Raw genomic sequence first — 25930 nt, 5'->3', positions numbered from 1 at the left:
GGGTTTGACATCTCGGCCGGCTTAGCTCTTGACCAACTCGCCGGCCGGGCGAAACAGCAGATCGCGCGGGCTGATATTGGCCACAAAGGCGGCAAAGTCGCGGGCCTCGCCATGCACCACATCATGATAGGCGTCAAACAGATCCTCATAGAGCTGCAATTCCTTCAGCAGCGCCGTTTTCTGCTGTAACGACGCCTGCGCCATCAGATCGGTATGCAGCAGGGCCAGCCCGGCAACCCGCCAATCAGCGCCGGAGAAGAAGGGGATCAGCACCAGGTTCTCCGCCGCCTGATGGCCCGAGGAGAAGATGATCCGGCCCAAACGCAGGGCCCGGCGCTTGCTGCCCGATGCCGCGCGACCACCATCATACCCGGACACCCGGCCCTCTGACACGCCGACGCGGGCACCGGCGGTCAGCACGGGAGTACCGTCCTTGCCTTCCCCTTTCAGGGTGTAAAGGATCGCCCCGGTCACATTCGTCAACACCGAGGAGAAGGCGGTCAGGGTCTGACGATCCGCCTCCGCCAGCGACTCGTGCGAGACGCCCAGCGCCGCCAGTGTGGACAGGATGGACGGTGCCACTTCGCGCGCTGGCCGGGAGATGCCCACCGTTACCGTCTTGGCCTGATGGCGGATGGTATCAACGGGCCGGCTGGTCTCTTCAAACAGTTGACGCATCAGTTCCACCCCACCGGACAGTAGGGAGGCCCGGCTGCCGGCGTCGGCGGTGGCCAGCGCAGAGGACAGGGCCGCCAGTTGCGCTACGGCACGCGGTGGCAGCGCCGCATCCTGCTCACCCTCCGCCACCCGGCGCAACTCGACAGCGATGGCATCAATAAGAGGGGCCAACGGGCGGTCCTTCTCCACCAGCGCCTGTTCGATCGCCACGCCCAGGGCACGGAACCCATGGGATCGCCGGTCGATCGCGCGGGCGGCGTGGAAGCCCCAGAGATGGCCAACAACAGTTGCCAGCACAAAATCCAGCCCCGCCCCCGCCGACGGCACGCGGATCACCGCCTCGGCATAGGTATCAAAGCAGGTCTCACCCTTGGCGGCGATAACCAGCGGCTTACCGGCATGGGCCTTGAAGATCGCCACTTCCTTGGCCGTGTCCTGGGCCAGCAGCGGCGGCAGATCGTTCGCGATGACCAGCGTCAGCGGCTCTGTCGACAGGTCGATATGTTTCTTGTCCTCCGTGAAATCCACGGGGATCGATTTGTAGCAAAGCTCCGACAGCTTGATACGGATCTCTTCCGCCGCGATCTTGTTAGGGCCGTTGCCGACGACCGCCCAGTAACGGTTCTGCGGCGCGTAGCGTTCGGCACAGGCAGCGATCAGGTCTTCCTCGTCCAGCACTTCCTGAATGCGGGCGGGCAGCCCTTCCAGCGCCACCAGCTCATCATGGATCTGCGTTGCCGACAGGGTGCCCAGCGCATCGGCAATACACAAGGCTGTCAGCTTGCCCGCCGCGACCTGACTGTAGAAAGCCTTGGTGCTGGCCACCGCCATTTCAATGTCGCGCCCGTCGCTGGTGAACAGATGGCTGTCGGATTTACGAACCAGCGGGCTGTTGCGGCGGTTGACGATGGCATGAATCCAGGCGCCCGACGCACGGGCCAGATCCACGGTACGGTTGGTGTCGGTCGTCGTGCCGGACTGGCTGATGGCGATGACAATGGCGTCATCCAGGCGCACGCCATCCAGATCGGATGACAGTTCCGACGCCTTCGCCGCCTCCACATGGATGGATGTGCCGGGTAATGCCTGACGCAGCAGGTGCGCTACCCCCATCCCAGCGATGGCGGCCGTGCCCTGACCCGTCACAAAGATGCGGCGAATGGCAGGTTTGGCCGGATCAGCCAGACGGCGGCGCAATCCAGCCCAGATACCATCGGGGCCAAGCTCAAAACTGGCGGCGCGGCCTTGCCGGGAATAGCGACCGACCAGCGTCTTGCGCACCGAGGTGGCACTTTCGTGCACTTCTTTTTCAAAGAAATGCGCGAACTCGCCCCGGAAAATGTCCCGGCTGAAAATCTCGATCGTCTCAGGCTTCAGTTCTGTCTCGGCCCCATCATCGATGGTACGGGCTTTGATCGCAGGCTCGCCCTCCAGTGTGGACAGCGTCACCTGCAAGCCGCCCTGTTCCACCTTGGCCATGGCGATGGAAGCCCGGGCGCGCGGGGCCAGACCGTAATTTTCCGATGCGATGATCAGACCGTCGCGCACCTGCGCCAGGAACAACGACTGTCCGCTGCCCTTCTGCCCGAAATAAAGCCGCTGCGGCTCCGTCGGATGCAGAAGGCCGATGGCGACGGAGCCTTCAAACTGCCTGAGCGCCGACAGGAACCGGTCCTGCGTACGGGCACCCGGCGTCAGGCGGAAGGCAACGGGAATGATCTTGGCGTCGGTGGTCACCTGAGCCGGCACCTCATGCCCGGCACTGCGCACCAGACCATCCTTCAGACCCCGGTAATTATCGATATCGCCGTTCAGGACACACATCGTATCGGCATCAGGCGCCAGAGTCGGGGCATTGTCACCGGCCAGCCATCCCGATTGCGGGTGGCAGTTGGGCAGGTTGATCGCTCCGTGTGATGCCCAACGGGTATGGGCCAGGATAGTCACCTGATCGGCCTGGCGGGCGATGGACCAGAGCAGGGCATCAGCCCGCACCTTGGCCCGCAGGGTAGCCCCATTGTCGCCCAGCTTTCCGATCAGTTGCGCCACCTTGTAGGTGAAACGCGCTGTAGCTCCGCCGTCGGGCAACGGGTGAAATGTCACTGCGCCATCGGCATCAAACCGGTCACGCCCGACCGACGAGGCCTGACGTCGCCACTCTTTGACCTGCCCCTCGGAGATCGGACCAGACAAACGCAACTGTACCGCCACGCCGGCGCTGTCGCGCCCGCGTACCTCCAGCCGGTCCAGGTTTTCTAGAACCTGTTCGATGGACCAGGCGGTGAAATGCTGCGACCGGGCCGGGGTCGGCACGCCGCCGATCAGCGACAAGGTCCGGTCGATATTGGCCAACACTTCGTTACGTAGCTGCCAGCCATAATCGCGCAGGCGCTCGGCGGTGCGTTCGGCAGCGGGATCGCGGGCGATGGGGCTGGCTTTCAACTCCGCTTCCAACCCTTCGATCCGGGTCGCGGCCTGGGTCAGCCTGTCGCGTAGGTCAGCGCGTTCCACCAGGGCCAGATGCGTGGCAAAGGCCATCAGATCGTCAAATCGAGCATGCAGATGATCCAGCATGGCATCGAGGCCCGCAAGATGGCCGATCCCAGCATCGCGCAGCCCATCGGCCAGCAAGGCAATCCAGGAAACATCGTTATCCTGGTGCCAGGTCAGGTTCGACAGAAAACCCGCAATGCCGCACATGTCAAAATCCTCTGTAAAGATACGCCGCCTTGATACCCCGAGGCCCCCGCCCGGTGCAAACAATGTGCATGAACTTTGAAAGGGGCGGAATTGCGGTGGTGGAGATACCGGGGGAGGAAAGGATCATGAGTGGTGACCTGCGGATGAAGACTCCGCCTAATCCACGCGATGCAACCGCAGCAGGTCCCACTTGTTTCCATAAAGGTCCTGGAACACAGCGACGCTGCCATAGGCTTCGTGGCGCGGCGCTTCCAGGAACTGCACTCCCGCCGCAACCATCGCTTCATGGTCGCGAGCGAAATCATCGGTATGCAGGAACAGAAAGACGCGCCCGCCCGCCTGGTGGCCGATCTGTGCCTCCTGCTCCGGCCCCACCGCCTGGGCCAGCAGCAAGCGGGTTTCCGTGGCACCTTTGGGTGCCATCAGCACCCAGCGCTTGCCACCTCCCAGGTCGGTGTCGCTGATCAACTGAAACCCCACCCGGTCACGATACCAGGCGATGGCTTCATCATAATCCCGCACCAGCAGGGTCAGGGCGCCGATGGCGGGCATCCGATCAGTCGCGCAGCAGGTCGTTGATGGAAGTCTTGGACCGGGTCTGCGCATCCACGCGCTTGACGATCACGGCACAGGAGAGCGACGGGCCGGGGCTGCCATCGGGCAGGGCCTTGCCGGGCAGGCTGCCGGGGACGACGACGGAATAGGCAGGCACGCGGCCCACAAACACCTCGCCCGTCGTCCGGTCGATGATCTTGGTGGTGGCGCTGATGAACACGCCCATGGACAGGACGGCACCCTGTTCCACGATCACGCCTTCAACCACTTCCGACCGCGCGCCGATGAAGCAGTCATCCTCGATGATGACGGGGCCGGCCTGCAAAGGCTCCAGCACACCGCCAATACCGACACCGCCCGACAGATGCACATTCTTGCCGATCTGAGCGCAGGACCCGACCGTGGCCCAGGTATCGACCATGGTGCCCTTGTCCACAAAGGCGCCGACATTGACGAAGCTGGGCATCAGCACGACGCCGGGGGCGATATAGGCGCTGCGGCGCACCACGCTGCCCGGCACGGCACGGAAGCCGGCCTTGCGCCAGCCGGCCTCGTCCCAGCCATCAAACTTTGACGGCACCTTGTCCCACCAGGACGCCCCACCCGGCGCGCCGGAGATCATAGCGTTGTCATTGAGGCGGAAGGATAACAGCACAGCCTTTTTCAGCCACTGATTCACGGCCCAGGCACCGTCCACCTTCTCTGCCACCCGTGCCTCACCGGCATCCAGCAGGGACAGCGCCTTATTGACCGCATCGCGCACGTCACCAGTTGTGGAAAAGCCCAGGTTGGCGCGGTCTTCCCAGGCCTGGTCGATCGTGCGGGCGAGGTCGGCAAAACTGCTCATCGCGGGGGTCCTGCTGTTCGATTTTGGAAGGATCGGCCGCGACTTTGCGGGTGGGCACCTTGGGTGTCAACGAAGCCTCAAGCAAGGCGCCCATGCCCGCACGGTCGTGCGGAAAACAGCTTACCGCAGATGCGCCGTGATCTCCGCCAACCAAGCCTCCACATCGGCGATGACATGATGCACATGGTCGCCGGGATGGGCCTGGGCGGCGGGGTCGGGGTGAGAGAACTCGCTGTCGGTGCGGACCCAGACCGTGGTCATGCCGGCGGCGGCGGCCGGCAGCAGATTGCGGTGCAAATCCTCTACCATGGCGGCGCGGCCCGGATTGATCCCAAAACGCTGGATCAGGGTAACATAAGGGGTAGGATCGGGCTTGGGCACGTAATCGGCGGCCACAATATCAAAAATGCCGTCGAAATGGTCTGCCACACCCAGTCGGGCCAACACATTCTCGGCATGGCGGACCGACCCGTTGGTAAAGATCACCTTGCGGCCAGGCAGAGCCTTCAACGCCTCAGCCAGCAGTGGCGAAGGTGTCACAGGGGTCACATCAATATCATGCACATAGTCCAGGAATGGCGCCGGCGCCATTCCATGTTCAATCATCATGCCGCGCAAGGAGGTACCGTGCAGCCGATAATACTCCTTTTGTTTTGCCCGCGCCGCCTGACGCTCCATCCCTAAAGCATTGGCGATATAGTCAGTGATGCGCACATCGACCTGGGCAAACAGGTTGCATTGTGCAGGGTAAAGCGTGTTGTCCAGATCAAACACCCAGTGATCGACGTGGTTAAACCGGTCGAAAAGAGGTGCAGTGGGTTCACGGTCCGGCGAAGCGGCGACATTTTTAGAGATGTTTGTCATGTCGAATAAAATGGTCAACCGTCGATGTGACCGCAAGGGCAATAGACCGCAACGCTCGGGTGCGTTACCACTGGATCAGAAACGGTTACCACGGGAGCACCCCGGCCTTGTCACCCCCTTCCGGTCCTCTTCCAGCCAGCGATGCGGTCGACATCGTGGCGCTGCCGGCTCTGCTGGACGGCTGGCCCGGTCCCGGCCTGACATTGGATGGGCAGGGACGGCCTCTGTTCCTGAATACCGGCGCTAAGCTGCTGGTTGAACGTCATGATGGCTGGCTGGCTGAACTAGGCCGATGGGCAGCCTCCGGCGGACCGCTGACCGAACCACATCGGTCCGTGCCGGTCGAAACCGGCAGCGGTCCTGGCGTTGTTGAATTTACCAGCGTCCTGCTGTCAGACGGGGGAGTCCTGTGCCTGGGCCGGGAGGTCACGCTGGAACGCCGGCTGCGCCATGCCTTGACGGAAAGCCGTCAGCGCTACAAGGATCTGGTTGATATCTCTTCCGACTTTGCCTGGGAGGTCGGACCGGATGGACGATTTGTGTTCGTATCGGCAGCGGGGGCAATCGGGTATCACCCCGATGACCTGATTGGTCGCCACCCGTCCGAATTTGTGCTGGCCGATTTCGCCGATCAGCCATTGCCCTTCGATACCGGTGTCGCCATCGAGCGGACGGAGGTGTGGCTGCGCGCCAAGGACGGGGCCGCCGCCTGCCTGATTTCCTCGGCTGTGCCACTGATCGGCCCCCAAGGCGACTGGATCGGGGCACGCGGCGCCTGCCGCGACATTACCGAGGCGCGGGTCAAGGGCATGGAATTGGCCCAGGTCCGCCTGCGCGAGAAGTATCTGGGTTATATCGTCTCCTCCACTCGCGACGATGTGGACCCTGCCAAAACCCTGGAAATTGCGGTGGGTGTTGCGGTGAACGCAACCGGGTCAGCCGGTGCCCGGCTTTATGCCCGCACGGGCGACGTGTTCAGCGAGGCTGCGGCCCAGTTGCCGATGGCCGAGGATATACGCCCTGACATCGCCCCATTCCTGGAACAGGTGGCCGAAAAGGTGGAACCGATGACAGGGCGATCGGGAAGTTACAACATGCTGGCCACCCGAACCTTGTTCCGGCATGAAGTGAACGGCGCAATCCTGGTCTGGCGTAACGATGGCCAGGACTGGACCGACGAAGACCTGTCCATGATCCAGGCCATCGCCGATCAGGTGGGCGTGGCCGTGGCACAGGCACGTTATCAGGAACGGTTGAAGACCCTGTCGGAACGCGACGGCCTGACCGGTCTTTACAACCGTCGCACCTTTATGGAAATGCTGGAATCTCGACTGGACAAACAAACAGGCGGCGGTTCCGCTCTGCTTTATTTCGACCTGGATAACTTCAAAGCCGTCAATGACAAGCTGGGCCACGGCGCTGGCGATGACGTGTTGCGCGCGGTGGGGGAACTGCTGGGTCGCCTGGCGCGACCAAGCGACCTGTGCGGTCGCCTGGGGGGCGATGAATTCGTGCTGTGGATCGACCGCGTGGACGAGGAGCAGGCCGTGGCCGTGGCAGACCGCCTGCTCCGTGAGGCGGCGGAATTCCTGCGGCCACTGTCGGCATCGCCTGAGAAACCGCTCGGCGTATCGGTGGGAATCGCTTGCTATCGCGGTGGTTCGGGTGAACTGGCGCAAGGGCTTGTCGACCGTGGTGACCAGGGTATGTATGCTGCCAAGCGCATGGGCAAGGGCCACCGCGCCCTGGCTCCGGCCTTGGTCGCTGGTTGAGAACAGGTATGGGTCTTAAATGAAAGGTTCCAACTCCACGCCCATGGATTACGACACCGCCAAAAAACTGGCCGCCAGTGGTGATGCGGGCCAGCGACGGATCGTTGCGGCTCGGGCGGATACACAGCCCGAAATCCTGTTCTATCTGGCCAATGACGAAAGTGCCGAGGTAAGGCGCGAAATCGCACGCAATAATGCCACCCCGCGCCAGGCCGATCTGCTGCTTTGCGGCGACCCGGACGAAGAGGTGCGATCCGGCCTGGCGCGCAAGATTGCCCTGCTGATCCCATCCTTGCCGGCAGACCGGGTCGGGCAGTTGGAACGGATGACAATGGATATTGTGGAAGCGCTGGCCCGCGACCACGCCTCTGTGGTTCGTCAGGTCGTTGCCGAAACATTAAAGGACCAGCCAGGGGCCCCGCCGCACCTGATCCAGCAATTGGCGCGCGACCTGGAACTGTCGGTTTCCGGTCCTGTCCTGCGTCATTCACCCCTGCTGACTGACGATGATCTTCTGTCGATCATTGGCAGTCAGCCGATGGACGGAAAACTGGTGGCCATCGCCCAGCGCGCCGGCCTTTCAGGAACCGTGTCAGAGGCGGTCGCGCGTACACAGAGCGAAGCGGCTGTGGCTGCGCTGCTGGGCAACGCCTCTGCCCAGATCCGGGAGGAGACTCTGGACCGCATCATCGACATGGCGCCGAAATTTGAGCCCTGGCACGGTCCGCTGGTGCGCCGCCCCTCACTTCCACCAAAGGCGGCTGCCCGTATCGTCGGGTTCGTCAGCGAACAATTGATGCGAGTGCTGGAAAACCGCACTGACCTTCCGCCCGAGGTGCGGGCCGCCGTGCGCAATGCCGTGCTTGACCGTGCCCGGGCCAACCGGGGTGGCGGGGCCGAACCATTGGGGATTGATGATGAAGGGGCAGAAGAAACCCCCAAAGAACGGCCAATGGAACGGGCCAAGAAAGCCCATGCCGCTGGCAAACTGGACGAGGATATGGTGGGTGGTGCCCTGACCCAGGGTGATCGCGGCTTCGTTCTGGCTGCATTGGCCGTCAAAGCCAATGTGCCCCTCGATGCCGTGGACAAAATCATTGGTGGGCAAAGCGCGCGCGGCGTGACCGCGCTGTGCTGGCGGGCCAAGCTATCCATGCGGCTTTGCCGGCAGATCCAGTTGCGGATCGCCAACATTCCCCCCACATCGGTGTTAAATGCACGCGATGGGACTCATTATCCGATGTCGGACAGCGAAATGATCTGGCAGTTGGAATTTTTTGGACTGAAGGCGTGAGGGGATGAACGACACTGCCGATCCGGAGCGCCCTGTGCTGCACCCGGGCCCGATCGGCCTGATGGCGGGCACTGCGGCGCGCCGGGTCATGCAGTCGTTGATGCGCACCGGGCAGGAGGCGCGTTTTATTGGCGGCTGTGTCCGCGATGCGATCCTGGGCATCCAGGCCACTGATATTGACATTGCCACACCGCTGCCACCGGACGAGGTGATGCGTCGGCTGCGCCAGGATGGCATCCGCGTCATCCCGACCGGGATCGAGCACGGGACTGTGACGGCCCTTACCGAGGGTTCATCGTTCGAGATCACCACCCTGCGGCGGGATGTGGAGACAGATGGCCGCCATGCCGTGATCGCTTTCACGGATAATTGGCTGGAAGATGCCGGGCGCCGCGATTTCACCTTCAACGCGATGTCACTGACCCCGGAAGGCGAGCTTTACGACCCGTTCGACGGTGTGCGCGACTTGAAGTCAGGACGGGTGCGCTTCATCGGCCAATCACGCGAACGCATCGCCGAGGATGTGCTCCGCATCCTGCGCTTTTTCCGTTTCCATGCGCGTTTTGGTCAAGGGCGCCCTGACCCGGATGCTGTGGCAGCTTGCACCACCATGGCGCCCCTGCTGCCGTCCCTGTCCGGGGAAAGGGTGCAGCAGGAAGTGATGAAGATTCTGGCTCAGGACCGGATGGTCGAGGTCTGGCGCCTGATGATTGATTGCGGCGTGGTGGCCCAAATCCTTCCACAGGCGACGAATATCACCCGATTGGCAGCTCTGGACCGGCTGGAGTGGCTGGTCGGGGAGGCCCATCCGATGGCCCATCTGGCAGCGTTACTGCCAACCGGACTGTCGGCCGCGGCGGATACGGTGGAACGGCTACGCCTGTCGAACGCAAACCGTGACCATTTGCTGGGCCTGTGCGCCGCGCCCGTCGATGTGCATCCCGACCTGACGGTGACCAGCCGCCGTCACGCCTTGCAGAAACTGGGGCCTGAAACCTATCGCGATTTATTGCTGCTGTCGGCTGCAACACGCGGCACGCCGGCGGTGGAACTGCTGGAAGCGCTGGCAGAAGCGGCGACCTGGATAGTGGTGCCCTTCCCACTGAAGGGACGTGACCTGCTGGAACTGGGCATGACCCCCGGGCCGGATGTGGGGGTGATGCTGGCGGCAATGGAGGGCTGGTGGGCCGCGCGTGACTATCGCCCCACGCGGGAGGAATGCCTGGCCGAACTGACCCGCCGCATCAGCGAACGCAAGGCACGCGAATGAAGCGGGGGATATTCTCCGTCGAACCTCTGGACATGCGCTGCGGTCGGCGGCATCACTTTGACGTCAACGGCAACAGGTGCTGGCGGGCCGCCCGGCCCAGGGAGATGGGAAATGCGGGCCAGTGACATTGATGGGGTGCTGGCCTTCTGGTTTCAGGAAGCGGGGCCGGGACAGTGGTTCGGCGGCGGGCCGGAGTTTGACGTACTGGTCACCCACCGATTGCTGCCGGCGCATCTGGCAGCGGGCAATGGCGATCTGGCCGACTGGGCCGAAACACCGGAAGGTGTGCTAGCCCTCTGCATCCTGCTGGATCAGGCACCGCGAAACATGTTTCGGGGAACCCCGCGTGCCTTTGCAACCGATGCTGTGGCCCTGGCCATTGCCACCGATGCCATTGCCCGTGAACAGGATCTGATGCTGCGCGAAGACCAGCGACCCTTCATCTATCTGCCGTTCGAACATTCCGAACAGATTGAGGACCAGCGCCTGGCGGTTCGTCTGTTCGCCAACCGGACCCGCGACCCACAACTTCTTGACTATGCCTGCCGACATCTGGCCGTCATTGCCCAGTATGGCCGCTTTCCCCATCGCAACAAGGTTTTGGGCCGCGACAGCACCGACGCCGAACTAGCCTATCTGGCGATGCCGGGATCTGGATTCTGAAACCATCCGCCTTTGATACAGGGACGTTGGACGGAATAAACACGACTGTCAGATCAGGCGGCTGCGCCGCGACCTGCAACTGCCGCTTCCGCCTGCATCAACAGGTCGGCCAGGATATCAGCCACCGGCTGTTCCCTGGTCACCATACCCACTGACTGCCCGGCCATCAGGGAACCGTTCTCCACATCACCCTCGATCACCGCGCGGCGCAGCGCGCCGGCCCAGTAATGCTCGATCTCAAGCTGCGCTTCCTTCTGATCCAGGTCACCGGCGTCGAACTTCGCAATCACCTCTCGCTGCTTTTCCATAAAGCGCTTGGTGCCTTCATTCTGCAGGGCACGGACAGGGATCACCGGAAAACGGCTATCAAGGGCCACCGACGCGATGGCATCGCGCGCACCAGCGCGGATGAAGGCCTGCTTGAAGTTTGGATGTGCCCGACATTCGGTGGCACAAACGAACCTTGTTCCCAATTGTACACCTGCTGCTCCCATCTCCAGGTAGGAGACAATGGCTTCCCCACGTCCAATGCCACCGGCGACAAAGACAGGAACATCGCGGATTTCCGGCAATATCTCCTGGGCCAGGACGGAGGTGGATACCGGCCCGATATGGCCCCCCGCTTCGCTGCCTTCGATTACAATGGCATCGGCACCCGCCCGGATCAGGCGTTTGGCAATAACCAGGGCTGGGGCAAAACACATGACCCTGGCGCCGCCATCTTTTGCCATCCTGATCGCCGTACCCGGCGGCAAGCCACCTGCCAGCACGATATGGCCGACCCCCTCGTCCAGACAGACCTGGATCAGGTCATCCAATTGCGGATGCAGGGTGATCAAGTTGACACCAAACGGCTTGGCCGTCAGTGCGGCGGTCGCCTGGATTTCCTGTCGCAACAGGTCAGGCGACATGGAGCCTGACGCGATGACACCGAAGCCACCAGCATTGGAGATCGCTGCCACCAGATGACGATCTGACACCCAGGTCATCGCGCCACCCATGATGGCAAGCTCGGTGCCCAGGAAAGCGCGGCCCCGTGACCAGAGCTGATCCAGATGTTGGCGAGCGGACATTGACGGGGCCCCTTATGAGCGGCGAACAGGGATAGGACACACAGGTCGGCCCTGCCTACCGTTTGCGTGCTGAAGGGTCAAGGGGATGTGGCGCCCGGCTCCCTACGCCTTCTGGCAGTTGGCCTTGTCCTGGCTCAAGCCCCGGCAGATCAGGCCACCATTGGTCTTGTAGGTCCCGTCTGGGTTCCGGCGAATGGCAATCTTGTTTGAAAACTGCACCCAACCGGCACTACCCCAGTGTGACCGGATACCGTTGGAGAAGGCCAGGCTCCCATCCGGAAACTTCACAACAGCGATATCATTCTTGAAGGTGATGCGGTCACCATCCAGGGTCGCCACCTGACCGTTGGTGCACAAGATCATCTCCTCCGTTCCCTGCTGCCGTGTGCAGGCCAATGGGTCGCCCCCCGACAAGACCATGGCGAAGATCGTCACTTCCAACACATTTAACGGCATGGCCGACACCCGTCTCTGTTGAAGAGCCCCCAGTGCCACTATCCTAAATCCGGGCCAGAATGAAAATACGCCGGAAGGGGAAGAGGGTGCTGCCCTCCTTTTCCTTCGGATAGGCTTTACGCAAGGCCAGACGATAGGATTGCGTGAAATCTGCTGCCTGCGTCGGGGGCAGATGGGCAATCACCGGCAGCAAGGCGGTGGCAGAGACCCAGTCCAGAACGGGATCATCCCCTTCGAGAACCTGAAGGTAATCGCCATACCAGATATCCACCGTCTGACAGTAGGGTCGCAAGATCCGCCAATAGTCCGCCGCAGCCAGGACAGCACTATGATCCAGAGCGCCTGACAGACTGTCTCGCCATGGTTCACGTTGCGTCAGTTCCTTTAAGAGAAGGTGCGAGGGGGCTGCAAAATTGTCCGGCATCTGCACGGCCAGCAGGCCGCCCGGCGCCCCGAAGCCAACAAGGCGCCTGAACAGCGTTGTATGATCGGGAAGCCAATGCAGGGCTGCGTTGGAAAAAATCAGATCGACCGGTTCCGACGGACACCAATCGCCGATATCCGCTTGCTGCCAGTCAATACGGGAAGGTACCGCGGCTGCCTTAGCCAGCATGGCGTCGTCGCTGTCCAGACCGATAATGTGCGCACCGGCAAACCGATTAACCAGTTGCCGTGTCAGATATCCAGTGCCGCAGCCCAGATCAATGGCAGATCGCACGGTAACTTCGGGTATGGCATTCAGCAGGTCGCGACCTGGTCGTTCGCGCAACAGGCGGTAACGTTCGTAAAGATCTGGATCCCACTGCACGACACCGTCCTCCTGCCCAGGGGGATGACGCATGGTCGCGCGAAACAAGCGCCGCGACAATGGCATTGCCGTCAGGCCAGCATGGTACCAAGCGCTTGCGGTGTGGTCAGGAAGATCACACCCGACACCGGATCGGCCCCACAACTCATGGCGAGGCATCTCTGCATAGGGATGTGCACAGTCCTAACAGCCAGTGACGTGATATGCGACGGCAAGGGTAAACAACCCAGCGCGCCATCCCTTGGCGTTGCCCCTTGTTCTTCACCCTGCTCCACCAAAACCGGCACAGCCGCTTGATTGGTGCATGGGCCTAGGGCGATGGCGACGCCCAGGGATCATAGGTCCCGAAATGCCACAAATGCCCTTCCGGATCGCGGACCGTGAAGGCGCGGGAACCATAGGGCGTGTCCAAAACGCACCCTTCCAATGCCCTCTCGCCTGCCCCAACGACACGGGCAAACAGGTCGTCCAGATCATCTATAACAAAACAGTTCAGCGCGGCACCCGCCCCGTCGGGACGGGGCGCCCGGAAACCGTACATGTCCTGTCGATCACTGCCCAGCATCACCATGCCGATGCCCAGCACCAACTGCGCATGGGCGATGTCGTCGCCCTCACCGGGAACAACCAGTTGTTCGGTGAAGCCCAGGACCCGGACCAGCCAGGCAATGGCAGAGCGTGCGTCCCTGTAACGCAGGCAGGGTGTCACCAGCCCATGGTGCCCCGTAGCCGCCATTCCCGTTCCTCCCGACCAGATTAATCCCGCCCTTCCGTAAGGTCACCATAAAGTGCGCCGAACAACCACCCCCCTCTTTCGCTCCGATATCTTTTCCTATATGCACCGCATATGTATCCGCGCCGAAAGTGGCGGCGGGGTTGGTACCGGTTGGTCTTTCGGAGGAAGTACGGTGAAGGCGTTGAAGCCCCTGTTCATGTCCGGCAAGGAAGTGCTGCCTCTGGTCGAAGGTGGAAAAGGCATCGCCGTGTCGAACGGACAAAGTGCGGGAGCGTGGGCCGCCGCAGGCGGTATTGGCACCTTCTCTGGCGTGAATGCCGACAGCTATGACGAGCATGGTAACCCAATCGAACAGGTGTACCACACCCGCACCCGCCGCGAACGCCACCATGAACTCATTGCCTATGGCATCAAGGGCGGGATCACTCAGGCCCGCATTGCCCATGAAATGTCGAACGGCAATGGCCGCCTGCATGTCAATGTGCTGTGGGAAATGGGCGGGGCCGAGGAGATTCTGGAAGGTATTCTGGAAGGGGCCAAGGGCTTGGTCCATGGCGTGACCTGCGGGGCGGGCATGCCCTATCGCGTGGCAGAAATCGCCGTGCGCCATGGCGTGCATTATTACCCCATTGTAAGTTCGGCCCGTGCCTTCCGCGCCCTCTGGCTGCGCGCCTACAACAAGTTCCCCAGCAATCTGGGCGGTGTCGTCTATGAAGACCCCTGGCTGGCGGGCGGCCATAATGGTCTGTCAAACAGCGAAGACCCGCAGAAGCCAGAAGACCCCTATCCCCGTGTCGCAGCGCTGCGTCAAATGATGAATAGTTTCGGTCTGACCGAAACCCCCATCGTCATGGCTGGCGGCGTCTGGTGGCTGGAAGAATGGGATCATTGGCTGGACAATCCGGAGATTGGTCCGGTCGCCTTCCAGTTCGGTACGCGCCCGCTGCTGACCAAGGAAAGTCCGATTTCGGATGCCTGGAAGCAGAAGCTGCTCACCTTGAAGCCGGGCGATGTCTATCTGAACAAATTCTCGCCGACGGGCTTCTATTCGTCCGCTGTGCGTAATCCCTTCCTGGAGGATCTGCGTTTGCGGTCCGAACGGCAGGTGGCGTTCGCGACGGAACCAGTGGGTGACCTCACGGAAGAATTCGCGGTTGGCCCGCGCGGCCGACCCGTCTATCTGACCGCCGCCGACAAGGCGCACGCCGAAGGCTGGGTGGCAGCCGGTTTCACCCAGGCGCTGAAAACCCCGGACACGACGCTGGTTTTTGTAACGCCAGACAGCGCCCGCGCCATCCTGAAAGATCAGGTGGACTGTATGGGCTGCCTGTCAGCCTGTGCTTTTTCCAACTGGTCACAGAATGCGGAAGGGACGACGGGCCGCCGCGCCGACCCGCGTTCCTTCTGTATTCAGAAAACGTTGCAGAACATCAGCCATTCGGATGATTGTGAGCATCAGCTTATGTTCGCTGGCCATAATGCGTATCGGTTTGCCCAGGACCCCTGGTACGCCAACGGCTTCGTGCCAACAGTCAAGGAACTGGTGGATCGTATTCTGACCGGCAAGTAAGCACCTGCCCGCACAAACAACCCCACCGCCCCGCGGTGGGGTTGTTTGCTTCAAGCATCACTCCCTGGTCGGCTCTTGGCGATGGCGCGGGACAGCAGGATGACGGGGATGATGCCAACCGCCACAATGGCCAGCGCCGGGGTGCTGGCCTCTGCCAGCCGTTCGTCACTGGCCAGGGTGTAGACGCGCACAGCCAGCGTATCGAAGTTGAACGGCCGCACGATCATGGTAGCCGGCAGTTCCTTCATGACATCAACAAAGACCAGCAACGCCGCCGTCAAAAGGCTGCCCCGCATGATGGGTGTATGGACCTTCAGCAAGGTCTTGCCAGGCGTCTGGCCCAGGATGCGGGCAGCCTGATCCATGGTGGGGCGGATCTTGGACAGGCTGGCTTCCACCGTATTGAAGGACACAGCCAGGAACCGCACCAGGTAGGCATAGACGATTGCGACGATGGTCCCGGACAGAACCAGACCAGTTGAAACGCCAAAAGTCGCCCGCATGAACCCGTCGACGGCGTTGTCGACATGGGCGGCGGGGATCAGGATACCCACCGCGATGACACTGCCGGGCACAGCATATCCCATAGCGGCCACCCGTGCCGCCCCCCGCAGCACGGGCGTGGGGCGCAGGCGCAGCCCATAAGCCACTAACGCCGCCAGCGCGACAGCCAGGACCGAGGTGATGCCGGCCAGGATAAAGGAATTGCCAGCCAATTGGCGGAAACTGGTTGCAAAAAGACTGTCCCCCTCCCGCACGGCCATCTGGGCCAGGATCAGAACGGGCACGACAAAACCCAGCAAAAGCGGTGTCAGGCAAGCCACAAGCGCTGCACCGGCCCTGACACCCCGCAAGGTGTATGAGGGCAGCATGCGGTAGCGCCCGGTGGAATGGAAGTAGCGCGCACGGCCGCGGCTGGTCCTTTCCATCACCACCAGGGCCATGACAAATAGCATCAGCACTGACGCCAATTGCGCCGCCGCAACGGGTTCGCCCATGGCAAACCACGTGCGGTAGATGCCTGTGGTGAACGTATCGACAGCGAAATACTGCACCGTCCCGAAATCGGCCAGCACCTCCATCATCGACAAGGCCAGACCGGCGGCAATCGCTGGACGGGCCAGAGGCAAAGCCACCCTCGCAAAACTGCGCCAAGCCCCAGCACCCAGCGTGCGCGCCACCTCCAGCACACAGACCGACTGTTCCAGAAAGGCAGCACGGGCCAGCAGATAGACATAGGGATAAAGTACAAAAGACAGAACGGCGATGGCACCGCCCAGCGACCGTATGTCCGGGAACCAGTAATCGGCCCGTCGCCAGCCAAACACCTCCCGCAGCGCGGTCTGCACCGGCCCCACGAACTGCAACAGGTCGGTGTAGACATAGGCCATGACATAGGCCGGTACCGCCATGGGCAGCAGCAGCGCCCATTCCAGCCAGCGCTGTCCGGGAAACCGGCACATGGTGACCAGCCAGGCAGTGCCCACACCAATGATCGACACACCTACCGCCACCCCGCCGGCCAGCATCAGGGTGTTGCGGATATAGGTCCAGAGCACCGTCTCTGTCAGATGGGACCACACCCCATGGGAGGAGACGAACACGCGGCTGCCCACGATCAGGACAGGCAGTGCCACTGCCAAAGCAATGGCCAGAACCGCCAGGGTCCACCCGCTGGGCAGCCTGGAGCGCCAGGTTGACAGCGAAACCGGGGCAGCGACGGGGGACAGTGTGGGGGGAAAGGCTTGGTGACTCATATCACTGTTGTCCCACCCCTGCGAACCGCTCGCAATGGTCATGACCGCAGGTGCGCCCTTCCGACGCGGTATGGACGGCGAACACTGGAACCTGTCACTTGATGCCAGAAGCCGCGTTCTCGATCGCCAGGATATGGTCCAGGCCTGGCAGAATTTCAGATCGGATAAACTCCACCCGCTTATTGGGCCCGGCCCCGCCCTGCGGGAACCGGGCCTTCCACAGGGCCATCTTAACGGCAAGGCCGCACAACACACCACCGATGGTGACATGGTGGCTCTCAATCTGACGGCGCACCGAGCGGAAGCTGTCCGCGCTGATATCGTTCCAGAAATCCTTGCTGCGGCGGTCAAACGCCTCGAAGCGGCCGGTGATCAGCGTGGTGATGGAGGTCAGTTTTGACTGCACATCTGACAGCATCTTCATGATGTTGCGGTCACGTGCGATCAGTTCAGACGCCTTGGGTTCCATGGCCCATTTCAAAAAGCGCTGCACCTCCGGCACAATGCCATCCAGGCAGGATCGAAAATAAGCCAGCGACAGGAACACGTCGCCGTAATCCTCCAGGAAGTCGGGAATCTCATTGAGCTTGACCTTCAGCTTTTCCGACAAAAGCCGCAGGTTGGTCAGCGCGTCCTCCCGGTCCGGATTGGCCAGCATGGCCAGAATGTCAGACACATCGCTGATCTGCCGCTGTTCACCGCCATAGACCTGTTGCAGAAGCGGCCGCGTGAAATCCTTCATATACCCGGTCAGTTCAGCCCGCTTGCTGTCGGACAGTTGCAGGGCCTTGGCATCGTTGACGGCAATACCCACCCGGCGCAGTTCCTTGCGCAAGGTATAAACGTCAAAGCTATTGATGCGGGTCAGCTTGCTGATCTGCACCATGTCAACGCGCAACGACTTGGAATGGCTGGGAAAAAGACTACCGAGATGGTCTGGACTGATCTGGCCACTCCCGGTGGAACGGTCCTGGAACACCTCAACCACCGTTTCCAGCCGGGCATTCTTGATCAAACGAGCCCGCCGCAGACCTGGCGTCTGCAATGGCAGCATGGCCATGGGCAGGATATGGAGCGAATCACGTGACGCGTCATCGAATTGGATGACTTCTGCCTCTCCTTCGGAGACGTCGGTCAGAGCAGTGTCGGCCATATCGGTTCCTGGGGCCATCTGGCAGGGCCGGGTATCTTTGTCACCGGCAACCTACCACGCGTACCAGGGTATGCAAGGGCAACCCTGTTCTACGCTGGCATCGGCGCTTGGTGACCGGACGCCGCAATGGTATTTAGCCAGGGTGGTGACCGAGGGCAAATGTCCATCGGGATATCCGGCAAGGAATACGCGGAAGGGACGGCTGTGGAAAATTACTACCTGTGGATCAAGGCTCTGCACGTCATCAGCATCATCGCCTGGATGGCGGGCATGCTCTATCTGCCACGACTGTTTGTCTATCATTGCGCGGCAGAACGCGGATCGGTTCAATCCGAAACCTTTAAAGTCATGGAACGCCGCCTGTTGAAGGCCATCATGAACCCTGCCATGGGCGCATCGTGGGTTTTTGGCATCGCCATGATCGCGTTGAATCCAGAGATAATGAAGGGTCAAGGGTGGCTGCACGTCAAGTTGACCTTGGTGCTGCTGATGTCGGGTATGCATGGCATGCTGGCCAAGCATGTCCGACTGTTCGCCAATGATGCGAATACCAAAAGCCACAAATATTTCCGCATCATGAACGAAGTGCCGACCTTGCTGATGATCGGTGTCGTCATTTTGGTAATCGTGCGGCCGTTCTGACCCCTATCCGCACGCCTCGACCCAGGCGCGGACCTGTGCCAAAGCACGGTTGCCGGCCCCCAGCCTTTGTTCCTCGGCCACCAGAACCGCGTGGAACGCCCGCAGTTTCAGGCCATTGATGCGGGCTTCTGACAGGTCAAGGCCACCGGCATCGATCACCAGATCAATCACCCGCTCGGCCGCGTGCAGGCGGCCCAGCAGATAATCATGCTCGCGGTCATGGCGGCTGAAAAAGCCGCCGAACGCATTCATCCGGGCGCTGCGCAGGTCGGCAGGCGCCCCGCAACGACGCAGCAGCTTTGCATCCGGGGGCGCAATCCGATCCACACGAATGGCATGGAATTCGTCCAGTTCCACCCAGCCACTGGTCGAAAAGGTCAGGACATCCCAATAGGCGAAACCCAGATAAGCTTCAAATATCTGCCGCCGCGCAGCAGGCCCCAGATAGTTCAGCCCCATCAGAGCAAAAATCTCGTCGATTTCAGACGATTGTTCCTCCAGCTTCCAGGCGGCGGCCAGATGGGCCAGAACGCGGTCCAATGTGTCAGGGGTTGGAACCGGGCCATCCGCGCGCATGAGATTGTTCAGGGCGATCCGCTCCCCGGCATTAAACATACCCAGCCCGTCGGCATTGGTGCCGGCCCCAGACATTCCCGGCAACCTTTCCAGAGAGCTGTAGAGTGTGGCCTTCATTTCATCCAGATCGGGCGGTCTGGTATCTGCATGGTCCCCCTCCCCCACCACGGCATAAATGGCGTTAAGTTCCCGGATCAGAAAACGCAGCCTGCGGGAACGGAAGGCAATATCGAAATCGCGCAGAAACTGTACCCAAGCGGGCGGTTGGTCGGTATTCGGTCCTGGATCCAACTGGTCTGGCAGGACGCCGCGCGACCGCGCCCATTGCTGTAAGGCCTTGAGCAAAGCCGGCCGCGCGCCCAAATCGACCCGGCCCAGGCAAGGGCTCAGCAGTCCAGCCAGATGTTCCAGAGCGCCTTCGATTTTCAGACGTAGATACGCTTCATAGGCGAACCCGGCCTGCGCTGCCGCCTCCGCACTGGCACGGTCACGCCAATGGCGGATCTGCTCAATGGTAGGGGCCGGTGGCAGCGGACCGCCCAGCACCCGCCGCACCTGGTCGGCCACACGGGGTCGGGCAGCGTCCAACAGGCCGCGTAGCCGTTCAATGCGGGCATTGCGACCGGCAATGGCCAACAGTTCATCACGTACTGGTTCATTGCGGGGAATATCGGACAGGGCGCCGCGAATGGTACGGAAGAAGCCGGGGGTATCGGCCCGTGCCCCAACTGCGGCCCGTATTGCAGGCTTTGGGTCGATATAGACGATGCGGCGGTCGACCTCGCGGTAGGCTGGCTGTCCGGCAATAGCCGACAGGGCGGCAGCGAAAGGCTTGTTGTTCAACACCGACCCGTCAATGAAGCTGGCCTGTTCCGGGTCCGCCCCTTGACGACGATATTCGGCAAAGTTGCGCTGAAAGAAATGCGCCCGGCCTTCCCAGCTTTCACCGCGTTCATTCAGTAACCGGTCCATCTGTCGCACCTGGGCAGGCGGAAAGGCACCGGGATAGGAGGCCGACGCGCGAGCTGCAAACACAAGGCCCGGCACATCCTCGTCCCGGAAATCACTGTCTACCTCGCCTTCACCCGCCCGACGATAGCGGAAGGTGAAACGGTGGCGATGCTCCCGCTCCAGAATTTCGGGTGGATCATGGGCGGGAATACGGGTCGTGTAGCCATTAAAATCCGTCACGGTCACATGCAGTGACAGGGGCAGACCGCGTGGCAACAGGCTGGCCAGTGGCCGTTGGCCACTATCCCCCATGGCATGGGACGCATCGAGCAGGAATTCCATCAGCCTTTTGCCGTCAAAGGGCGGGCGGAACCAGCGCGAGCGCACGAAAAGCGACAGTTTTTCGCGGACCTCCTGATCAGGTGTCAGCCGTTCCAACCGCTGGCTCAGGGCCCAGATGACAGGACGCATGAACCATTTTGACCATTTTCCGGCACGGCTGTCCGGGGTGAGCAGGCGGGTAACATCGGCATTTTCCAACCAGAGCGACGTCAGTGGTTCCAGATCAAGGTCATGGGCCAGAGCGCGGGCAAGCAGCACACCGTTGATCCCGCCGGCACTGGCCCCAGCGACCACATCAATCAGCACACGCAAGGACAGGTCCGGCAACAGATCGCGAAGCAGGTCGAAATAGACCGACTCGGTGTCATAGGAGCGCCTATCTGAGGGATGGGCCTCTTTGAAACTTGCCGGCGGACCGTTTCGACCAGCATGCAGGGCCTGACTGGCACGCACCAGTTTCCATAGTTCCTTGGTCACGCCGTGCATGTAGACGGCAAGACTGACCCCGCCATAACAGACCAGCGCGATCCGCAGCTCCTTTTCCTTCACTGCGTTTGTCCTCCCCCTACCGGATTTTAGGAGAGTGCGACCGGCAGCAACGGGCGTCAATCGTCCCACCGACGACGCGCCACATTGACCCCGCGACAGGGCGCACCAGCTTTGCTATGCCAGGAATGCCCAATTCCGGGAGGGACATGCCATGAACGCCGCAAACGCCACCGCCCAGGCCCAAGGCCGCACCACGATTGATCCGGCCGAGATCGAGCGGTTCAGCCGCATTGCGGCCGAATGGTGGGATCCGGCAGGTAAGTTCCGGCCGCTGCATAAGTTCAATCCCGTCCGCCTGGCGTGGATGCGCGATACGATCTGCAAGGCCCATGGCCGCGGTCCGCTGTCCCTCCGGCCCTTGGAAGGGCTTCGTATTATCGACGTCGGCTGTGGCGGCGGGCTGTTATCTGAACCGCTGGCCCGCCTGGGGGCCAGCGTCACCGGTATTGATGCGGCGGAAAAGAATGTGAAGACGGCAGCGGCGCATGCGGCCGAAACAGGCGTTGATGTGGATTACCGGACGGCCACAGCAGAGGATCTGGCGGCTGCTGGTGAGCGGTTCGATGTGGTCCTGGCGATGGAGATCGTCGAACATGTGTCCGACGTCGACCTGTTCCTGAGCGCTGTTTCGGGTTTGGCGCGTCCGGGCGGTATGATCTTCATGGCAACGCTGAATCGCACGACCAAGAGTTACCTGTTCGGCATCGTGGCGGCGGAATATGTGTTGCGCTGGCTGCCGCGCGGTACACATGACTGGAAACGTTTCCTTAAACCATCTGAACTGGCGGGCGGTCTGCGCCGGGCCGGTGTCGTAGTTAAGGAAATGACAGGTGTAGCCTACAACCCCGTGTCTGACCGCTTCAGCCTGGCGCCGCGCGATCTGGACGTGAACTACATGCTCTGGGGTATCCGGGACTAAACCAGCCCGCGGATCGTTCCTTGACATGATGCTGGTGGTTACCATGGCGCCGCCATGCGGAGCGCCGGTGCGTTGACCTGTGCGAGCGCCTCATCGCGCCCACCCTCTTCCGGCCTCCATCGCCCAGCCATGGGTGTGACATTCCGGCGTTCAAGATTCAGTGCCTGGATAGCGGCCATAAGTCAATCGCATGGCTTGTGTGATGAATCGCACATCGAACGTCGTTCAAAATCCGCTAAACAGTTCTCACCGCGATGACGTGGTGTGATTTAAACAATAAATCGCCACAATCGCAATAACGAGTGAGCTGAGCGGTTGCCATGGTAGCGCCAGTGATTGGCGTCACAGATGAACTGTGCCTTGTGCCACCGCATATGGAGAGAAAAATGTCGCGTATTGCTTCTGCCCTGCTTGGTGGTGTTGCCCTGGTCGCCGTTGGCGCCGCGCCGTCGCTGGCGCAGTCGCCCTTTGATGGCGCCTATGCGGGTGTCTTCACCGGCTACTCCGATACCAATGCTTCCGCTGCTTCGGGCACGGCCAGCGCCAATATTGATGCAGATGCCTGGCTGTATGGTGCCTATGTCGGCTATGGGAAAACTTTCGACAAGCTGTACCTTGGCGCTGAGGCCGAATTGGGTTCCGCCAGCCTGAGCAGCAATTCTGGCACCGTCGCCGGTTTGGCCACCAAACTGGACACCAATGAGAGCTGGGGTCTGTCAGCCCGCGCCGGTTACCTGGCGACCAACGACCTGCTGGTCTATGGTCGCGCCGGGTGGCAGCGCACCAACTATGACATCACGGTAGGCACCGGCACCAACCGTATCAAGGTCAGTGACAATCTGGACGGTTACCGTCTGGGCGGCGGCCTGGAATATGCCGTCACCGATAATGTCCTGATCCGGACCGAGTACAACTACGTCAACTATGACGACACCAACTTCCGTGAAAATCAGATCCGGGTTGGTGTTGCCTACCGCTTCTGACCGGGAAGTCCGGTGACCCATTGTGCTCACCGGATCCGCAGAACAGCGCCCGTCCCGGCTTGCGGCCCCACAGCAGCCGGGACGATGGTGGGCCTGCCCATGCCCTCAAACCAGGCCCGCCTTCTATACCCCCGACATCGCACCCGCGATGCCGGGGGTATTTTACGTTCAGCGCCTGTGACGGCCCCCGCCTGCCAATGGCGATCCATGACCGGTCGTCTTATATCGACGCGGGCTCTTCCCCGCGCCGCATTGATGACATATTGAAAGTGCAGTCGGTGAAGCATACCGGGTTTTTCGGACGGCATCCTGAACAGCCCGACCAGAGGTTGGAGATGAGAAGTGGCCCAAGTGATCGCCTTGGTCGATGATGACCGCAACATCCTGACGTCCGTTTCCATCGCACTGGAAGCCGAAGGCTATGAGGTTCGCACTTATGGCGACGGTGACGAAGCACTGCGGGGCATCAGCACGCGCCCGGTTGACATGGCGGTGCTGGACATCAAGATGCCGCGCATGGACGGTCTGGAGTTGCTTCAGCGCTTGCGCCAGACGACACAGATGCCGATCATCTTCCTGACCTCCAAGGATGATGAGACGGACGAGCTGCAGGGCCTGCGTATGGGGGCCGATGATTACATCAAAAAGCCATTCAGCCAGCGACTGCTGATCGAACGGATCAAGACCCTGCTGCGGCGGACCGAACTGGCGCAGGGCAAAGGGACGGCCCCCGATCCCGGCCAAACCCTGGTGCGGGGCGAACTGGTGCTTGATGGCGCCCGCCATCTCTGCACCTGGAAAGGCAAAGCCATTGATTTGACGGTCACGGAATTCCTGCTGGTCAAGGCGCTGGCCATCCGCCCCGGTCATGTAAAAAACCGTGACCAGTTGATGGATGCGGCCTATGGCGAGCATATCTATGTCGATGACCGCACCATCGACAGCCACATCAAGCGCCTGCGCAAGAAGTTCAAGGCTGTGGACGATGATTTCCAGCAGATCGAGACGCTGTATGGTGTTGGCTACAAGTATAAGGAATAAAGGGTGAAACGCCCCTTCGGCGAACCGGCCGCCGAAAAGGTCGCCCCGCCGCCCCGGCGGCGGGTGCGCCACTTCTCGCCGCTGACCCTGCGCATTCTGGCGGTCAATATGCTGGCCCTGGCCATCCTGCTGGGTGGCTTGCTCTACCTGTCGACCTACCAGCAATGGCTGATCGACAAGGAACTGTCGGCCCTGTCGACAGAGGCCAAGATTTTTGCCGGTGCGCTCGGTGAAGGCGCCATGCAGCCGGCGACGGATGAATTCAACGAACCATCCAACCAGCTTTCCTATGAACTGGCCCGCCAGATGGTGCGCCGGTTGGTGGAGACCACCGACACCCGTACCCGCCTGTTTTCCCCTAACGGTGATCTGATCGCCGACAGCCGTGTGCTGGGCGGGTCCAAGGGGACGGTGCAGATCGAAGAACTTCCGCCACTGCGTGATGGCAACCGCCTGACCGAAATCGGCATTGCCATTTATGACTATATCGTCAATGCCGTGCCTGAACGCGAGCATCTACCGGCCTACCCCAGTGAGAAAGACCCCTCGGCGGAAAACTATACGGATGTGATGAAGGCTCTGGCTGGCGAGGTGGGCAGCAATGTCTGGCGCATCGGGCGGCCAGATGGGCGTTCAGACATGGTGCTGACCGTTGCTGTGCCGGTGCAGCGCTACAAGAAGGTGCTCGGCGCCGTCTATATCTCACGGTCCGGCAAGGCGGTGGACGTAGCTGTGCGGGAATTCCGCATGGACATCCTGCGTTTGTTTGGCATCACCCTCGGCGTGACGGTCCTTCTGTCCTTCTATCTGGCTGGGACCATCGCCCGGCCTATCCGTCGTCTGGCCCAGGCTGCCGATGAGGTGCGCCATGGCCATGGACGGCAGGTAACCATCCCTGACTTTTCCCACCGTCGGGACGAGGTAGGGGATTTGTCAGTCTCTTTGCGGGAAATGACGGATGCCATCTGGAACCGGATGGATGCGATCGAACGTTTTGCCGCCGATGTGGCACATGAGATCAAAAACCCACTGACCAGTATGCGCAGCGCCGTCGAAACAGTACAGCGTGTGAAGACCGATGAACAGCGTCAGCGGCTTCTGGCCATCATCAACCATGATGTGCAACGCCTGGACCGTCTGATCAGCGACATTTCCAATGCCAGCCGGCTGGATGCTGAATTGTCGCGCGCGCGGGCCGAACCAGCAGACGTGGGCCAGATGCTGACCATGCTGGCCAATATTCACGAAGCCACCTTGGGCAATGCCGAAGCCCTGCGCGAAGCCGCCGCGGAAACGGGGGCCACACCGTCGGACCTGCCGGTTCCAATCCGGGTCGAAGTCGACCTGCCTCACACGACGTCCGGGTTGGTGGTGCCTGGCCTGGAAGGTCGCCTGACGCAGGTGTTCCAGAACCTGCTGTCGAATGCACTTTCTTTCTCCCCGCCGGGCGGCTTGGTGCGGTTCACGGCGCGGTCGTTTCCCGACCGGCTGGAAATCACCTGCGAGGACCAGGGGCCGGGCATTCCGGAGGGCAAACTGGACGCGATCTTCGACCGTTTTTACAGCGAAAGGCCGAAGTCCGAAGCGTTCGGCAAACATTCCGGCCTGGGTCTGTCGATCTCCAAACAGATCATCGACGCCCACCAAGGCCGCATCTTCGCTGGCAACATCAAGGGACCGGATGGCACAGTACAGGGCGCAAGGTTCACCGTTGTATTGCCGCGCTGACCC

Annotated in this window: 21 protein-coding genes; 10 read left to right on the top strand and 11 right to left on the bottom strand. The window is 61.5% G+C overall.

Annotated features, from left to right (window positions below; genetic code table 11):
* Positions 1-21: 21 nt before the first annotated feature.
* The 4 genes from CHU95_RS08690 to CHU95_RS08675 form a co-directional block, all read right to left on the bottom strand.
* Entirely contained in the window at positions 22-3378 is a 3357-nt protein-coding gene (locus tag CHU95_RS08690) for an SIS domain-containing protein (RefSeq protein WP_094455731.1), read from the bottom strand.
* A gap of 156 nt (positions 3379-3534) precedes the next feature.
* Positions 3535-3930: a VOC family protein gene (locus CHU95_RS08685; RefSeq protein WP_094455729.1), complete on the bottom strand. Its 396-nt coding sequence runs from the start codon at positions 3928-3930 to the stop codon at positions 3535-3537.
* A 4-nt stretch (positions 3931-3934) separates the two neighbouring features.
* Positions 3935-4780, bottom strand: coding sequence for a 2,3,4,5-tetrahydropyridine-2,6-dicarboxylate N-succinyltransferase (gene dapD / locus CHU95_RS08680; protein ID WP_094455727.1), 846 nt, complete (start codon positions 4778-4780; stop codon positions 3935-3937).
* Positions 4781-4900: 120 nt separating this feature from the next.
* Entirely contained in the window at positions 4901-5644 is a 744-nt protein-coding gene (locus CHU95_RS08675; protein WP_094455725.1) for a pyrimidine 5'-nucleotidase, read from the bottom strand.
* Positions 5645-5751: 107 nt separating this feature from the next.
* Between CHU95_RS08675 and CHU95_RS08670 the strand changes: the two genes are divergently transcribed.
* The 4 genes from CHU95_RS08670 to CHU95_RS08655 all read left to right on the top strand — a co-directional run bounded on the left by CHU95_RS08670 (position 5752) and on the right by CHU95_RS08655 (position 10643).
* Complete coding sequence (locus tag CHU95_RS08670) at positions 5752-7416, top strand: sensor domain-containing diguanylate cyclase (protein ID WP_245838063.1); 1665 nt, start codon at positions 5752-5754, stop codon at positions 7414-7416.
* Between the two features lie 19 nt (positions 7417-7435).
* Entirely contained in the window at positions 7436-8710 is a 1275-nt protein-coding gene (locus CHU95_RS08665) for a DUF2336 domain-containing protein (protein ID WP_094455723.1), read from the top strand.
* A 4-nt stretch (positions 8711-8714) separates the two neighbouring features.
* On the top strand, positions 8715-9980 hold the full coding sequence (locus CHU95_RS08660; protein ID WP_094455721.1) for a CCA tRNA nucleotidyltransferase: 1266 nt from the start codon (positions 8715-8717) through the stop codon (positions 9978-9980).
* 111 nt (positions 9981-10091) lie between these two features.
* Positions 10092-10643, top strand: coding sequence for a DUF924 family protein (locus CHU95_RS08655; RefSeq protein ID WP_094455719.1), 552 nt, complete (start codon positions 10092-10094; stop codon positions 10641-10643).
* 53 nt (positions 10644-10696) lie between these two features.
* Here the strand turns inward: CHU95_RS08655 and CHU95_RS08650 are convergent, their stop codons facing one another.
* From CHU95_RS08650 to CHU95_RS08635, 4 genes are all read right to left on the bottom strand, one after another.
* A complete protein-coding gene (locus CHU95_RS08650; protein ID WP_094455717.1) occupies positions 10697-11716 on the bottom strand; it encodes an NAD(P)H-dependent flavin oxidoreductase in 1020 nt (339 codons plus the stop codon).
* Positions 11717-11818: 102 nt separating this feature from the next.
* Positions 11819-12172, bottom strand: a complete 354-nt coding sequence (locus CHU95_RS08645; protein ID WP_133065480.1) for a hypothetical protein — start codon at positions 12170-12172, stop codon at positions 11819-11821.
* Positions 12173-12215: 43 nt separating this feature from the next.
* On the bottom strand, positions 12216-12980 hold the full coding sequence (locus CHU95_RS08640) for a methyltransferase domain-containing protein (protein WP_207762427.1): 765 nt from the start codon (positions 12978-12980) through the stop codon (positions 12216-12218).
* 310 nt (positions 12981-13290) lie between these two features.
* On the bottom strand, positions 13291-13716 hold the full coding sequence (locus tag CHU95_RS08635; protein WP_094455713.1) for a VOC family protein: 426 nt from the start codon (positions 13714-13716) through the stop codon (positions 13291-13293).
* A gap of 172 nt (positions 13717-13888) precedes the next feature.
* Here CHU95_RS08635 and CHU95_RS08630 point away from each other — a divergent pair, with 172 nt between their 5' ends.
* Positions 13889-15286, top strand: a complete 1398-nt coding sequence (locus tag CHU95_RS08630; protein ID WP_245838060.1) for an NAD(P)H-dependent flavin oxidoreductase — start codon at positions 13889-13891, stop codon at positions 15284-15286.
* 50 nt (positions 15287-15336) lie between these two features.
* On the opposite strand, the gene CHU95_RS08625 is transcribed toward CHU95_RS08630, so the two are convergent.
* Together CHU95_RS08625 and CHU95_RS08620 are read right to left on the bottom strand one after the other, a co-directional pair.
* Positions 15337-17043 (bottom strand): ABC transporter permease, encoded by a 1707-nt coding sequence (locus CHU95_RS08625; protein ID WP_094455937.1) that lies wholly within the window; start codon positions 17041-17043, stop codon positions 15337-15339.
* Positions 17044-17137: 94 nt separating this feature from the next.
* Positions 17138-18196, bottom strand: a complete 1059-nt coding sequence (locus CHU95_RS08620) for a hypothetical protein (RefSeq protein ID WP_094455711.1) — start codon at positions 18194-18196, stop codon at positions 17138-17140.
* A 159-nt stretch (positions 18197-18355) separates the two neighbouring features.
* Here CHU95_RS08620 and hemJ point away from each other — a divergent pair, with 159 nt between their 5' ends.
* The gene (gene hemJ, locus CHU95_RS08615) at positions 18356-18838 is read left to right on the top strand and encodes a protoporphyrinogen oxidase HemJ (protein WP_094455709.1); all 483 of its coding nucleotides are present in this window, start codon (positions 18356-18358) and stop codon (positions 18836-18838) included.
* Between the two features lie 3 nt (positions 18839-18841).
* Here hemJ and CHU95_RS08610 read toward each other — a convergent pair whose 3' ends face one another.
* Positions 18842-21256: a patatin-like protein gene (locus tag CHU95_RS08610; protein ID WP_094455707.1), complete on the bottom strand. Its 2415-nt coding sequence runs from the start codon at positions 21254-21256 to the stop codon at positions 18842-18844.
* Between the two features lie 151 nt (positions 21257-21407).
* Here CHU95_RS08610 and ubiG point away from each other — a divergent pair, with 151 nt between their 5' ends.
* The 4 genes from ubiG (at position 21408) to CHU95_RS08590 (ending at position 25927) form a co-directional block, all read left to right on the top strand.
* The gene (ubiG, locus tag CHU95_RS08605) at positions 21408-22175 is read left to right on the top strand and encodes a bifunctional 2-polyprenyl-6-hydroxyphenol methylase/3-demethylubiquinol 3-O-methyltransferase UbiG (RefSeq protein ID WP_094455705.1); all 768 of its coding nucleotides are present in this window, start codon (positions 21408-21410) and stop codon (positions 22173-22175) included.
* Positions 22176-22561: 386 nt separating this feature from the next.
* A complete protein-coding gene (locus CHU95_RS08600; protein ID WP_165772094.1) occupies positions 22562-23158 on the top strand; it encodes an outer membrane protein in 597 nt (198 codons plus the stop codon).
* A 342-nt stretch (positions 23159-23500) separates the two neighbouring features.
* A complete protein-coding gene (locus CHU95_RS08595) occupies positions 23501-24199 on the top strand; it encodes a response regulator transcription factor (RefSeq protein WP_094455701.1) in 699 nt (232 codons plus the stop codon).
* A gap of 3 nt (positions 24200-24202) precedes the next feature.
* Positions 24203-25927 (top strand): stimulus-sensing domain-containing protein, encoded by a 1725-nt coding sequence (locus CHU95_RS08590; protein WP_245838058.1) that lies wholly within the window; start codon positions 24203-24205, stop codon positions 25925-25927.
* The last annotated feature ends 3 nt before the right edge of the window (positions 25928-25930 follow it).

It is taken from the genome of Niveispirillum lacus, from assembly GCF_002251795.1.
GTDB lineage: Bacteria > Pseudomonadota > Alphaproteobacteria > Azospirillales > Azospirillaceae > Niveispirillum > Niveispirillum lacus.
This window is presented reverse-complemented; position numbering and strand designations above follow the sequence as displayed.

Coding starts and splice junctions, on each gene's coding strand:
- CHU95_RS08690 (WP_094455731.1), bottom strand. CDS start 3,378: ATGTGCGGCATTGCGGGTTTTCTGTCGAACCTGACCTGGCACCAGGAT.
- CHU95_RS08685 (WP_094455729.1), bottom strand. CDS start 3,930: ATGCCCGCCATCGGCGCCCTGACCCTGCTGGTGCGGGATTATGATGAA.
- dapD (WP_094455727.1), bottom strand. CDS start 4,780: ATGAGCAGTTTTGCCGACCTCGCCCGCACGATCGACCAGGCCTGGGAA.
- CHU95_RS08675 (WP_094455725.1), bottom strand. CDS start 5,644: ATGACAAACATCTCTAAAAATGTCGCCGCTTCGCCGGACCGTGAACCC.
- CHU95_RS08665 (WP_094455723.1), top strand. CDS start 7,436: ATGAAAGGTTCCAACTCCACGCCCATGGATTACGACACCGCCAAAAAA.
- CHU95_RS08660 (WP_094455721.1), top strand. CDS start 8,715: ATGAACGACACTGCCGATCCGGAGCGCCCTGTGCTGCACCCGGGCCCG.
- CHU95_RS08655 (WP_094455719.1), top strand. CDS start 10,092: ATGCGGGCCAGTGACATTGATGGGGTGCTGGCCTTCTGGTTTCAGGAA.
- CHU95_RS08650 (WP_094455717.1), bottom strand. CDS start 11,716: ATGTCCGCTCGCCAACATCTGGATCAGCTCTGGTCACGGGGCCGCGCT.
- CHU95_RS08645 (WP_133065480.1), bottom strand. CDS start 12,172: ATGCCGTTAAATGTGTTGGAAGTGACGATCTTCGCCATGGTCTTGTCG.
- CHU95_RS08635 (WP_094455713.1), bottom strand. CDS start 13,716: ATGGCGGCTACGGGGCACCATGGGCTGGTGACACCCTGCCTGCGTTAC.
- CHU95_RS08625 (WP_094455937.1), bottom strand. CDS start 17,043: ATGAGTCACCAAGCCTTTCCCCCCACACTGTCCCCCGTCGCTGCCCCG.
- CHU95_RS08620 (WP_094455711.1), bottom strand. CDS start 18,196: ATGGCCGACACTGCTCTGACCGACGTCTCCGAAGGAGAGGCAGAAGTC.
- hemJ (WP_094455709.1), top strand. CDS start 18,356: ATGTCCATCGGGATATCCGGCAAGGAATACGCGGAAGGGACGGCTGTG.
- ubiG (WP_094455705.1), top strand. CDS start 21,408: ATGAACGCCGCAAACGCCACCGCCCAGGCCCAAGGCCGCACCACGATT.
- CHU95_RS08600 (WP_165772094.1), top strand. CDS start 22,562: ATGTCGCGTATTGCTTCTGCCCTGCTTGGTGGTGTTGCCCTGGTCGCC.